This is a genomic window from Streptomyces sp. NBC_01217 (genome assembly GCF_035994185.1).
Lineage (GTDB): Bacteria > Actinomycetota > Actinomycetes > Streptomycetales > Streptomycetaceae > Streptomyces.
Map to the genome: position 1 here is coordinate 6,672,542 of NZ_CP108538.1, position 12,079 is coordinate 6,684,620.

Here is a 12,079-nt window from a genome sequence, read left to right on the forward strand (position 1 = left end):
CCGTACAGGGGGAGAGAGCGGCACGCGCGGGGGAGGGGGACGCGCGACGGTCCGACGCGTTACTGCCCGGCGCGGGCGGCGCGGCTGATGGTGGCGTCGATCAGGGCGAGCGCATCGGCGGCGGTGCGGTCGGGGTGCCGGTTCCAGGGGCCGATCAGCCCGGTCCAGCCCTGGGAACGGAGCTCGGCGATGAGCCAGGCGCCTGCCCGGTCCACGGTGTCCAGGGAGCCGTAGCCCAGGCGGTGTGCGGTGAGGAGGGCGCCGCAGATGCACCGCGCGCCGCGGGCGTTGCGCAGCCGGTACGCCGTGTTCTGCCAGCCCCAATCGGCCAGGATCTGCCGTGCGTGGGCGAGATGGGTCGAGGGCCGGACCTCGGGCTGTCCGATACGCCGCCAGGAGTGGAGCCTGTCGGGGAGGATCGCCCCAAGGCGCCCGGGGAGGGGCCGCTCGCGCGGAGGGGGCGGCGGCAGGGCGCGGACGGAGTCGGCGATGAGCTGGTCGACCGATACGGACAGCAGGTCGCGCCAATCGGCCGGGCGGCTGTCCGGCAGCTGTTCCTCGACGCCGGGAGAGGAGGGTAGCGCGGGCTCGACGGTGGTGAGGTCCCAGCCGGAGACGATCTGCTGCCACGCCTCGGTGTCATGGAGGCGAGCGACCTGGGCATCGAGCTGATCAGGGGTGAGGGCGGTGGGGGTCGGCATGGGGCGCGGTCTCCGTCACGTCGGTCCTTTGCGTTGAGGTGAATGTCCGTCGGACAGCGGGATCGCTCCACCGGAGCGGGGCGTTCGGGTGTGTCGGCGCGGAATCGGATGACTGGCGAACGGTGTGTGGGGCAGCCCTGGGCCGAGTGCCTCGCAGCCCGCCCCGACCGGATCATCGTCCTCGGCGTGGTGTCCGGGCCCGGCAACGACCCCACCCGGCTGGAACAGTGGATCGAGCAGCGGATCGAGCAGGCGCTCAAGGGCACCACCTCGCGGGGTCGCCACCGGTGACGACCCCGCGCCCGTCGAATTCCTGGACGCCGCGGGGGCCCGTACCAGGCTGGTCTCCATGGGTGGGTACGTCCCTCCCGGCGGTGATCGGCATCTCCGCGCTCTCCGGCGAAGGCGGCTGGTCGACGCGATCCGGCGTCAGGTCCTGCGGATGCTCCGTATCGAGGCCCTGCCGTCCTAGTGAAGCGTTCGTATTTGAAAGCCGCGGTATTCGGGGAGCGTCTCGGATCCTGCGGCGGAGGTGGCCCGGCTCGGAGGCGAGGACGCCTACTGGGTACGGCTGGTGAATGCGGAACTGGGAGTGGCGCAGACCGAGGCAGGACGTAGTCGCCCATCGGCAGGTGCGGCTCGGTCAACGTCCATTGCTCATCGGGGAGTTGCCTGCGTCTTCCTGCCGGATCCACCCGCAGGGCGGGTCCGGGTCGGCGCGTGGGATCGCGACCTCACACATGCCCTGGCCGGACAGGGCAGGCCACCCCCTTGCGGCATCGCATGGCATCACATGGTGTCGGGTGGCGCGGCTTGGCGCTATCCGGTGCCACTCGGTGCCATTCTGTGCCCCCGAGGGCGCATGAGCGTGCATGGTGTCACAATCGCCGAGGTAAGTGCCATGGTGTTTTCGCAGGTCAGGGTAGTTGCGTCAATTACCGCCCCCGAGGTGCTGCATCGCGGCTTGCGTGTGGAGCCATTGTGGTGCCATGATGGCGTCATGGACCTCACTCCGTATGTCGACACCCTCCGCCGCGAACTCGCGGTGGCCGCCGAGGCCGGCGGTGACGAAGCCCGCGAGCTGGCCGAGAGGCTCACCGCTCCCCTGGAGTCGGCGACCCGGCTGACCATGCTCAATGTGCTTTCCGCCGCGATGGACGAGATCACCCGCGAACTCGCCCCCGGCTCGGTCGACGTACGGCTGCGCGGGCTCGATCCCGATTTCGTGGTGACACTGCCGCCCATCGGCGGCGGTGTCCCCGCGGAGTCGGCCGCACCCGTCGAACCCCTCAAGACCCCGGCCCATGCCGACGGCGACGAGGGCGGCACCGCCCGCGTCAACCTGCGTCTGCCGGCCCACCTCAAGGCCCGCGCCGAGGAGGCCGCGACCCGCGAGGGCCTGTCGGTCAACGCGTGGCTGGTGCGCACCGTGTCGGCCGCGGTCGACGGCGGCACCCGGCCGCGTACGACGGAGAAGACCCAGACCATCGGACAGAGCTTCACGGGTTGGGTGCGCTAGCCGCGCCCCCCGCCCGCACCACTTCGCCCACACCACGTCCCACCAGCGGGGACGTCCCAAAGACCCAAGAGGACGGGACAGCCATGCCTTCTTTCGACACTCCCGAACCGATCTCGGTCACCGCGCACGTGGAGGCCGGTTCCATCCAGTTCACCGCGGGCGACCGCCTCGACACCGTCGTCGAGGTGCGGCCCCGCGACCCGAAGAAGGACCAGGATGTGCGGACGGCCGACCAGACCGAGGTCACGTACGCGAGTGGCGCACTGACAGTCAGGACGCCCAAGTCCAGTCTGTTCGGCCGCACCGGCACCGCCGACGTGACGGTCGAACTGCCCACGGGCTCGCGCATCGACATGACCGGCGCCTGGGCCCAGGTGCTGGGCGAGGGTCGGCTCGGCGAGGTCCGCGTGAAGACCTCGTCCGGTGACGTCCGCCTCGACACGACCGGCCCGCTGAAGCTGACCGCGTCGCACGGCTCGATCACCGTGGACCGGGTCGAGGGCATGGCCGAGATCACCACCAGCTCCGGCAGTCTGCGCGTCGGCCTCGTCGATGGTCCCGCCGTCCTGAAGAACTCGCACGGCACCACGACCGTCGGCGCCGCGACCGGCGAGCTGCGGGTGAGCGGCGCCAACGGTGACATCGAGATCCGGCGCGCCGAGGACTCGGTCACCGCCACCACCGCCCACGGCACCCTGCGCGTGGGCGAAGTGGCCCGCGGCACTGTCCAGTTGGAGACCTCCTACGGCGCCATCGAGGTCGGCGTCCGCGAGGGCACGGCCGCATGGCTCGACGTCAGCTCGGGCTCCGGCCAGGTTCGCAACACGCTCACCGCGTCCGAGACCCCGGAGAAGACCGAGGACACCGTCAAGGTCCGTGCCCGCACCAGGTACGGCAACATCGATGTCCGCCGTGCCAAGGCCTGACCCCAGAAGAACCCGGCCTCAACTCACTTACTTCCCCAGTCACTTCAGCCCCCGAAATAGGAGGGCCTCATGCCTTCTTCTGTCATGCCCACATCCAGAATGGGTGACGGTCACTCGCCGCCGACCGCCGTCTCCGCCGTCGGTCTGCGCAAGTCGTACGGCGACAAGACCGTGCTCGACGGCATCGATCTGCGCATCCCGGCCGGGTCCGTGTTCGCGCTGCTCGGGCCGAACGGCGCCGGCAAGACCACCGTCGTGAAGATCCTGTCCACGCTCATCGGCGCCGACGGAGGGCAGGTCCAGGTCGCGGGCCACGACGTCGCCACGTCACCGGACGGGGTGCGCGCCGCGATCGGCGTCACCGGCCAGTTCTCCGCGGTCGACGGGCTGATCACCGGCGAGGAGAACATGCTCCTCATGGCGGACCTGCACCACCTCTCCCGCAGCGAAGGGCGGCGCACCGCCGCCGAACTCCTGGAGCGCTTCGACCTCGTCGATGCCGCCAAGAAGCCCGCGCAGAGCTACTCCGGCGGCATGAAGCGCCGCCTCGACCTCGCCATGACGCTGGTCGGCAACCCGCGGATCATCTTCCTCGACGAGCCGACCACCGGCCTCGACCCGCGCAGCCGCCACAACATGTGGGGCATCATCCGCGAGCTCGTCTCCGACGGCGTCACCGTCTTCCTCACCACCCAGTACCTGGATGAGGCCGACGAACTCGCCGACCGTATCGCGGTCCTCAACGACGGCAGGATCGCCGCCGAGGGGAGCGCCGAGGAGCTGAAGCGGCTCATCCCGGGCGGGCACGTGCGGCTGCGGTTCACCGACCCGGCCGCGTACCAGTCCGCCGCCGTCGCCCTGCGCGAGGTCACCCGGGACGACGAGGCACTGTCGCTGTCCGTCCCCAGCGACGGAAGCCAGCGCGAACTGCGCTCCCTCCTCGACTGGCTCGACTCCGCCGGCGTCGAGGCAGACGAACTGACCGTCCACACCCCCGACCTCGACGACGTGTTCTTCGCCCTGACCGGCTCCACCGTGCCGAGCCAGCCCAACCAGCCCAACCAGCTGAGCCAGCCCAGCCAGCCCAAGGAGGATGCCCGATGAGTTCCCTCTCCCTCGCCGTGCGCGACTCGTCCACGATGCTGCGGCGGAATCTGCTGCACGCGCGGCGCTATCCGTCCCTCACCCTGAACCTGCTGCTCACCCCGATCATGCTGCTGTTGCTCTTCGTCTACATCTTCGGCGATGTGATGAGCGTCGGGATCGGGGACGGCGGGGCGGACCGGTCCGACTACATCGCGTACATCGTCCCGGGCATCCTGCTGCTGACCATCGGCGGCACCACGATCGGCAGCGCGGTGTCCGTCTCCAACGACATGACCGAGGGCATCATCGCCCGCTTCCGCACGATGGCGATCCACCGCGGGTCGGTGATCATCGGGCACGTCGTCGGCAGCGTGCTGCAGTGCGTGATGAGCGTGGTCCTCGTCGGGGCCGTCGCGGTGGCCATCGGGTTCAGGACCGATGCCACAGCCCTGGAGTGGATCTTGGCGTTGGGTCTGTTGACGCTCGTCGCTCTGGCGCTCACCTGGATCGCGGTCGGGATGGGCCTGTCCAGCCCGAACGCCGAGGCGGCCAGCAACAACGCCCTGCCGCTGATGATCCTGCCGCTCCTCTCCAGCGCCTTCGTGCCGGTCGACGCGATGCCGGGCTGGTTCCAACCGATCGCCGAGTACCAGCCGTTCACCCCGGCCATCGAGACGCTGCGTGGGCTGCTGCTGGGCACCGAGATCGGCCACAACGGGTGGCTGGCCGTCGTCTGGTGCCTGGGGCTGGCCGTGCTCGGCTACTTCTGGTCCAAGTCGCTGTTCAACCGCGACCCGAAGTAGCGGGACAAGGACCGGGCAGCAGCTTGGGGGCCGCGGCCCGCAGCTCGTCCCACTCCAGGGCGGCGTACTCCGGCACCGCGTCGGCGTACGCCGCCCCTCCGCACCGGACCGGGTGGGCCGTGGATTGGTCCGGCCGCAATCGGCGCAGGCCTCCAGCCTCACCTTGTCGCCATGCCCGGCCTCAACGAGCAGCGGCAGCACCGGGCTGCTATCGAGCCGCCGGTCTTCTTCACCTGCGCGTCGACGACGATCGGCTCGATGAGGTCGTCGGGCGTGCGCTGGAAGATGCCGCACAGCGCGATCGGGGCTATCGGAGCGTCCATGCTCATCCGCCGCGGCGGATGCGTCACCAGCCGGTGGACCTGCTCACGCGACAAGGATGCCCCCGCCCCGTTCCCCCGCCCGCTCGTCAGGCCTCGACCGGAAGCCCTGCCGCGCGCCACGCCTGGAAACCACCGATCAGGTCGGTCGCCCGGTGCAGCCCCAGCTGCCGCAGGGATGCCACGGCGAGACTCGACGCATAGCCCTCGTTGCAGACCACCACGACCTGGAGATCGTGGCTCACCGCCTCCGGAGCCCGATGACTTCCCTGAGGGTCGAGCCGCCACTCCAGCTCATTGCGCTCGACGACCAGCGCCCCCGGTATCAGCCCGTCCCGTTCCCGTAGCTCCGCATAGCGGATGTCCACGAGCAGTGCCCCGTCCGCGGCGGCGGTGGCCGCCTCCTGCGGACCGACCCGGACGAACCCGGCCCGGACCCGTTCCAGCAGTTCGTCGATCCCGACCGGCTCCGCAGCCGTACCACCCGTACCACCACAACGACGGCTGTCGCTCACTGCCAGTCCTCCGGCCGTTCGACCTGCTCAAGACGGAGCACCGCACCGGTACGGCTGTAGCGCCGGATCTGCGGCAGCGGCGGGTAGTACGCATGGACGGAGACGGCGTGCTCCGTGCCGGACTCGTTCAGTACCTCGTGGACGTGGTGGTGGCCGAAGGCCCTGCCCTGGCCGGTGGCCAACTGCCGGGAACGGTCGATGCCCTCGGCGAGTTCGAGGGTCGTCCAGCCGTCGGTGGGCAGCCGGGCGGCGAGCGACAGCTCCTTGAGGGTGCCGACCGCCGTGGTGAAGGCGCCGATAGAGTCGGCGTGGTCGTGCCAGCCGGTGCCGGTGCCCGGCGGCCAGCCGATCAGCCAGGCCTCGCTGCCATCGGGACCTTCGAGCGGCACCCAGGTGCGGCCCTCGGGATCGAGCGGGAGCGAGGCGATGACTGCGGCGTCGGCGGCGACACGGCGGACGAAGTCGAGCAGTTCCGCGGCCGTCGGACCGGAAGCACCACCACCACCACCACCGGCGGCGGGGGCCTCATCGGCGGCAGAAGCAGAAGCAGATGCACGGACAGAGGCACCGGCAGCGGCGATAGCAGAGCCGGACACGCGTACAGAAGGTGACGAAGGGGCAGACACAGAGACCGTCCTGAGGGTTCGCGCGGATGCACAGCCGTACGACGGAGCGCACGGCGCGGCAGGAAGAGGCGATTCAGCAGGACGGGCGACACACGCAGCCCGCATAGCGGAGGAGGTCCATATGGACCCTCCGCCACAGGCGCACATCGGTGTCGGTCACGTTTCGGAGTACACCATGTGCGCCTGCGATGGTCAATTGATGTCCGCCGTCTGGTCGGAACGCTCGGCACGCACGGAGCTGCGTGCCGCGCCGCCGCGTGCCGCGTCCGCCGCCGCGTAGAGCTCCCGGGGCCGTACCCCGCCGAACGACGCCACCAGGTGACCGTCCGGCCTGATCAGCAGCACGGTGTGCGCCGATGCCCCCGGATAGCTCTCGGTCACCAGCAGCTCGCCCTTCACCGGCAGTGCGTCGACAGCCGCGACGAGGCGGGGCATGACGCCCGCGGTCATCCAGTGCCGCCTGTCCCACACCCCGGTCCCCGGCGCCACCAGGACCACCAGCAGATGCCCCTGCCCCAGCCGCTCGCGCAGCCGCACGGTCGTGCCGTCGGGCGCCGTCACCCGTACATCACTGACCGGCGCACCCGGGGGCGTACCCACGAATGTGTGCGCCTCGGCGCGTGGGGGCGCAAGGGGCGAGTGCGAGTACGCGGGGGGCGCACCGAGGGGGCCCGATCCCAGATGTCCGTCGGTGAGCAGCGAGTCGTGCCCCCGTGCGCTCCCCGGGACCAGGGTCCGCAGACCGCCGCCGCCACGCAGTATCGGCAGCGACTGGTCTGCGGCGCGCAGCCGTGCGGCGACCGCGGTCCGGCGTTCCGCCTGATAGCTGTCGAGCAGTACGTCGGAGGCGCCTTGATGCCAGGCCAGGGCCAGCTTCCAGGCCAGGTTCTCGGCGTCCCGCAGTCCCTCGTCGAGCCCCTGTGTACCGAGTGCGCCCAGCAGATGGGCGGCGTCCCCGGCCAGAAACGCCCGGTCGACCCGCCAGCGCAGGGCGAGCCGGTGGTGCAGCGTGTAGACGCCCGTGTCCAGCAGCTCGTACGGCGGTGTCTCGCCGCACCAGCCCGCCAGGGTGTCCCGGATCCGGGTGATCAGGGCGTCCGGGGTGACGAGCTCGCTACGCGCCGGCAGCAGCCAGTCCAGCCGCCAGGCGCCGTCCGGCAGCGGCCGTGCGGTGACCTCGGCGCCGCCGGTGCGCCATGGCGGCAGCCGGTGCAGCACGGCCTGCCCGGGCCAGGGCAGCTCGGTGCGCAGCGCGGCGACGGCATGCCGCTCCACCGCCGTACGCCCGGGGAAACGGATGTCGAGGAGCTTGCGTACGGTGGACCTGGCGCCGTCGCAGCCCACCAGATAACTCCCGCGCCACCAGGTCGCGTTCGGCTCCCTGGTGTGCACCGTGACCCCGGCAGGGTCCTGCTCCAGCCTGTCGATCCGGCTGTACGGGGCGACCTGCACCAGCTCCTGTGCGGCCACCGCGTCCCGCAGTCCGCTCGTCAGGACGTGCTGCGGCAGATGGACGGGAGCGGGCAGCGGATCGCCGTCGCGGGAAGCCTCACCGAGCGGCAGCTCACGCACCAGCTGCCTGCGCCGCATGGACCGCCAGCCGGACCACCGGATGCTCTTGTGCCTGAGCGCTTTGCAGCCGAGCCGCTCCACCAGGGCCGCGGTGTCCTCGCGCAGCACCACCGTACGGGCGGGACGTGTCTCGGCCTTGGCCGGATCCTCGTGGAGAAGGACGGAGGGGACGCCCTGGGCGGCGAGAGCGAGCGACAGCACCAGACCGACGGGCCCGGCGCCGACGACGATCACCGGGTCCACGACGCGGCTCCTCGGATCCGTACGGACGACGCGGACGGCAGGAGCGAACAGTGCGGGATCGGTGTAGGCGGCGGAGGAGGTGTGGCGGCGGGGGCTCGGTGCGCGATCACAGAACGTATGCAACCCACTGCCGCTGCTTGCGTCAAGCGAGACCGGAACGCGGCGAGGGGCGGTGGCAGACGCGCCACCGCCCCTCGGGGGCGAAAATCGACGATCCGTCAGGCGGCGCGCCCGTCATCGACGACGAGCGCCGGAGCACCGATGGTCTCCTGACCGCCCCCGGGCCCGGCACCGGCCGCTGCACCGGTGCCCTTCTTCGTGCGCCGGAGCCACCGTTCCAGCCAGCTCGCGAAAGACGTGAGCGCGAAGTTCACGGCGACGAAGATCACGGCGACGACGGTGAAGCACGCGATGGTGTTCGCGCCGTAGTTCGCGCTCATCGGGCGGACCGAGGCCAGCAGTTCGGGGAAGGTCATCACCGCACCACCGAGCGCGGTGTCCTTCACGATCACGACGAGCTGGCTGACGATCGCGGGCAGCATGGCGGTCACCGCCTGCGGAAGCAGCACGAACACCATGGTCTGGCCCTTGCGCATACCGATCGCCTTGGCCGCATCGGTCTGGCCCTGCGGAAGGGAGTTGATGCCGGCCCGCACGATCTCGGCGAGTACCGAGGCGTTGTAGAGGACCAGGCCGGTGACCACGGCATACAGCGGACGTACGTCGGCGCTGATGTTGGTGTACTCGGAGTACACCGCGTTCGCGACGATCATCAGGATCAGCACCGGGATGGCGCGGAAGAACTCCACGACGGCCCCGGCCGGCATCCGCATCCACCGGTGGTCCGAGAGCCTGCCGATCCCGAACAGGGCGCCGAGCGGCAGCGCGATGATCAGCGCGAAGAATGCTGCCTTGAGCGTGTTCTGGAGGCCCGGCCAGATGTACGTCTCCCACGGCTGGGAGCTGGTGAAGAAGGGCTTCCACTTGATCCAGTCGAGCTGGTGCTTCTCGGCGAGGCCGTCGTACACCCACCACACCACGACTGCCGCGCACAGGACGAACAGCACCGTGTACAGGATGTTTCGCTGCTTGGCGCGCGGCCCCTGGGCGTCGTAGAGAACGGAAGTCATCGCTTCACCGCCACCTTCTTGCTCACCCAGCCGAGAATCAGGCCGGTCGGGAGGGTCAGGACGATGAAGCCGAACGCGAAGACGGCGGAGATCGGGATCAGCTGGGCCTCGGCCTCGATCATGCCCTTCATCAGGTACGAGGCCTCGGCGACCCCGATCGCGGAGGCGACCGTGGTGTTCTTCGTCAACGCGATCAGCACATTGGACAGCGGGTTGACGACCGCGCGGAACGCCTGCGGGAGGACGACCAACCGCAGCACCTGGGAGAAGCTCAGTCCGAGGGCACGTGCCGCCTCGGCCTGGCCGACCGGGACGGTGTTGATGCCGGAGCGCAGGGCCTCGCACACGAAGGCGGACGTGTAGGCGATGAGGGCGAGCACCGCGAGCCGGAAATTGATGTCCTTGGAAGCACTGGCACCGAGGCTGATGCTCAGGGTCTGGTAGAGACCCAGCGACGAGAACACGATGACCACGGTCAGTGGAATGTTCCGGACCACGTTCACATAGGTGGTGGCGAAGCCACGCATCAGGGGGACCGGGCTGACCTTCATGCCGGCCAGCAGCGTTCCCCATATGAGGGAGCCGAGGGCGGAGTAGACGGTGAGCTGCACCGTCACCCAGAAGGCCCCCAACAGGTCGTAACCTTCAAGAAAGTCGAACACGATCTCCCGCGCTTCCGCGTGTAGGAGGGCATGGCGCGCCGTCGTTCACGGACGGCGCGCCGGATGGGCCCTGCTTCACTTGACGATGTTGCCGATCTTCGGGGCGGGCTCGTTCTTGTAGTTCGCCGGACCGAAGTTGGCCGTCACGGCCTTTTCCCAGGAACCGTCCGAGACCATCTTGGTGAGCGCGTCGTCGATCTTCTTCTTGAGGTCGGCGTCGCCCTTCTTCAGACCGATGCCGTAGTTCTCATTGCTCATCTTGAAGCCGGCCAGCTTGAACTTGCCCTGGAAGTTCTGCTGCGAGGCGAAACCGGCCAGGATGCTGTCGTCGGTGGTCAGCGCGTCGACAACCTTGTTCTCCAGACCGGTCAGGCACTCCGAGTAACCGCCGAACTCCTGGAGGTCGGCCTTGGGCGCCAGCTTGTCCTTGACGTTCTTCGCCGAGGTGGAGCCGGTGACCGAGCACAGCTTCTTGCTGTTCAGGTCGGCCGGGGACTTGATCGAGTCGTCATCGGCACGGACCAGGATGTCCTGGTGCGCCAGCAGGTACGGGCCCGCGAAGTCGACCTTCTGCAGCCGCTCGTCGTTGATCGAGTAGGAGGCGGCGATGAACTTCACGTCACCGCGCTCGATCGCCGTCTCGCGGTCGGCGCTCTTGGTCTCCTTGAAGGTGATGTCCTTGGCGTCGTAGCCGAGTTCCTTGGCGACGTACGTGGCGACATCGACGTCGAAGCCGGTGTACTTGCCGTCCGGGGTCTTCAGACCGATGCCGGGCTGGTCGATCTTGATGCCGATGGTGATCTTCTTGCCGCCGCCCGAACCGTCCGAGCCGCCGTCCTTGTCGTCGGAACCACAGGCGGTGGCGGTCAGGGCGAGGGCGAGCACGGCGGCCGAGGCGGCGGTGACCTTACGAAGCTGCATGATGAATTTCCCTAGAGTTGACGCGATGTGAGCGATTGGCCGGTGCGGGAACCGGTGGTGAAGGATCAATCAGTGGTGAAGGATCTTCGACAGGAAGTCCTTGGCCCGGTCACTGCGCGGATTGCTGAAGAACTGGTCGGGCGTGGCCTCTTCGACGATCTTTCCGTCCGCCATGAAGACGACCCGGTTCGCCGCAGAGCGCGCGAAACCCATCTCATGGGTGACGACGACCATCGTCATGCCGTCCCTGGCGAGCTGCTGCATGACCTCCAGCACCTCGTTGATCATCTCCGGGTCGAGCGCGGACGTCGGCTCGTCGAAGAGGATGACCTTGGGGTCCATCGCCAACGCCCGTGCGATCGCCACGCGTTGCTGCTGGCCGCCGGAGAGCTGGGCGGGGTACTTGTCGGCCTGCGTCGCCACGCCCACCCGGTCCAGCAGTGAACGTGCCTTGTCCTCGGCCGCCTTCTTGTCCGTCCTGCGGACCTTGAGCTGGCCCAGCATCACGTTCTCGAGCACCGTCTTGTGCGCGAAGAGATTGAACGACTGGAAGACCATGCCGACGTCGGCACGCAGCCTGGCCAGCTCCCTGCCCTCCGCGGGCAGCGGCTTGCCGTCGATCGATATGGCGCCCGAGTCGATCGTCTCCAAGCGGTTGATCGTGCGGCACAGCGTGGACTTCCCGGACCCGGAGGGCCCGATGACGACCACGACCTCGCCACGGGCGATCGTCAGGTCGATGTCCTGGAGCACATGCAGCGCGCCGAAGTGCTTGTTGACGTTGCTCAGGACGACAAGGTCGTCCGCCGCAGGTGCGGCGTCCTCGGCGCCCTTGGTCACTGAAACTCCGCTCATCGGCTTCTTGCTCCGTCCTCCTCGGTTGGGAAGGACCCTAGTGACGCAGTGCGACCAGCGTCATTACATCTGAGCGGAAATTGAGCATAACGATCCGGCGGCAACCGGACACTCCGTGTGAACGGGACGTCGTGCGGGACGCCCGGGGCGTACCGGGTGGATAACAGATGGCTCGATGCAACGGGTGGGCCCTTGACTGG

General features: G+C 69.1%; 15 protein-coding genes. 5 read left to right on the forward strand and 10 right to left on the reverse strand.

Annotation, left to right across the window (positions count from 1 at the left end; all coding sequences use genetic code 11):
• Positions 1–59: 59 nt before the first annotated feature.
• Positions 60–701, reverse strand: coding sequence for a DUF6197 family protein (locus OG507_RS29850; RefSeq protein WP_327370218.1), 642 nt, complete (start codon positions 699–701; stop codon positions 60–62).
• A 108-nt stretch (positions 702–809) separates the two neighbouring features.
• On the opposite strand from OG507_RS29850, the gene OG507_RS29855 reads away from it, so the two are divergent.
• The 5 genes from OG507_RS29855 to OG507_RS29875 all read left to right on the forward strand — a co-directional run bounded on the left by OG507_RS29855 (position 810) and on the right by OG507_RS29875 (position 5,035).
• A complete protein-coding gene (locus OG507_RS29855; protein WP_327370219.1) occupies positions 810–992 on the forward strand; it encodes a hypothetical protein in 183 nt (60 codons plus the stop codon).
• A 709-nt stretch (positions 993–1,701) separates the two neighbouring features.
• Positions 1,702–2,220: a toxin-antitoxin system HicB family antitoxin gene (locus tag OG507_RS29860; protein WP_327370220.1), complete on the forward strand. Its 519-nt coding sequence runs from the start codon at positions 1,702–1,704 to the stop codon at positions 2,218–2,220.
• Positions 2,221–2,303: 83 nt separating this feature from the next.
• Positions 2,304–3,146, forward strand: a complete 843-nt coding sequence (locus OG507_RS29865) for a DUF4097 family beta strand repeat-containing protein (RefSeq protein WP_327370221.1) — start codon at positions 2,304–2,306, stop codon at positions 3,144–3,146.
• Positions 3,147–3,230: 84 nt separating this feature from the next.
• Positions 3,231–4,250 (forward strand): ATP-binding cassette domain-containing protein, encoded by a 1,020-nt coding sequence (locus OG507_RS29870; protein ID WP_327370222.1) that lies wholly within the window; start codon positions 3,231–3,233, stop codon positions 4,248–4,250.
• Entirely contained in the window at positions 4,247–5,035 is a 789-nt protein-coding gene (locus OG507_RS29875) for an ABC transporter permease (RefSeq protein WP_327370223.1), read from the forward strand. The genes OG507_RS29870 and OG507_RS29875 overlap by 4 nt, the downstream gene beginning before the upstream one ends.
• A gap of 158 nt (positions 5,036–5,193) precedes the next feature.
• Here OG507_RS29875 and OG507_RS29880 read toward each other — a convergent pair whose 3' ends face one another.
• The 9 genes from OG507_RS29880 to OG507_RS29915 all read right to left on the reverse strand — a co-directional run bounded on the left by OG507_RS29880 (position 5,194) and on the right by OG507_RS29915 (position 11,879).
• Complete coding sequence (locus tag OG507_RS29880) at positions 5,194–5,358, reverse strand: hypothetical protein (protein ID WP_327370224.1); 165 nt, start codon at positions 5,356–5,358, stop codon at positions 5,194–5,196.
• 86 nt (positions 5,359–5,444) lie between these two features.
• On the reverse strand, positions 5,445–5,870 hold the full coding sequence (locus tag OG507_RS29885) for a rhodanese-like domain-containing protein (RefSeq protein WP_327370225.1): 426 nt from the start codon (positions 5,868–5,870) through the stop codon (positions 5,445–5,447).
• Complete coding sequence (locus OG507_RS29890; protein ID WP_327370226.1) at positions 5,867–6,466, reverse strand: cysteine dioxygenase; 600 nt, start codon at positions 6,464–6,466, stop codon at positions 5,867–5,869. Before OG507_RS29890 ends, OG507_RS29885 begins: the two co-directional genes overlap by 4 nt.
• Positions 6,467–6,569: 103 nt before the next feature.
• Complete coding sequence (locus OG507_RS40495) at positions 6,570–6,656, reverse strand: putative leader peptide (protein ID WP_311307652.1); 87 nt, start codon at positions 6,654–6,656, stop codon at positions 6,570–6,572.
• Between the two features lie 32 nt (positions 6,657–6,688).
• Positions 6,689–8,311 carry an FAD-dependent monooxygenase gene (locus tag OG507_RS29895; protein WP_327370227.1) on the reverse strand — a complete coding sequence of 541 codons (1,623 nt, stop codon included), beginning with the start codon at positions 8,309–8,311 and terminating at the stop codon, positions 6,689–6,691.
• A 218-nt stretch (positions 8,312–8,529) separates the two neighbouring features.
• Positions 8,530–9,441 carry an amino acid ABC transporter permease gene (locus tag OG507_RS29900; RefSeq protein WP_327370228.1) on the reverse strand — a complete coding sequence of 304 codons (912 nt, stop codon included), beginning with the start codon at positions 9,439–9,441 and terminating at the stop codon, positions 8,530–8,532.
• On the reverse strand, positions 9,438–10,103 hold the full coding sequence (locus tag OG507_RS29905; RefSeq protein WP_327370229.1) for an amino acid ABC transporter permease: 666 nt from the start codon (positions 10,101–10,103) through the stop codon (positions 9,438–9,440). The genes OG507_RS29900 and OG507_RS29905 overlap by 4 nt, the downstream gene beginning before the upstream one ends.
• Positions 10,104–10,178: 75 nt before the next feature.
• Complete coding sequence (locus OG507_RS29910) at positions 10,179–11,024, reverse strand: glutamate ABC transporter substrate-binding protein (RefSeq protein WP_327370230.1); 846 nt, start codon at positions 11,022–11,024, stop codon at positions 10,179–10,181.
• Positions 11,025–11,093: 69 nt separating this feature from the next.
• Positions 11,094–11,879 (reverse strand): amino acid ABC transporter ATP-binding protein, encoded by a 786-nt coding sequence (locus OG507_RS29915; RefSeq protein WP_327370231.1) that lies wholly within the window; start codon positions 11,877–11,879, stop codon positions 11,094–11,096.
• Positions 11,880–12,079: the final 200 nt, after the last annotated feature.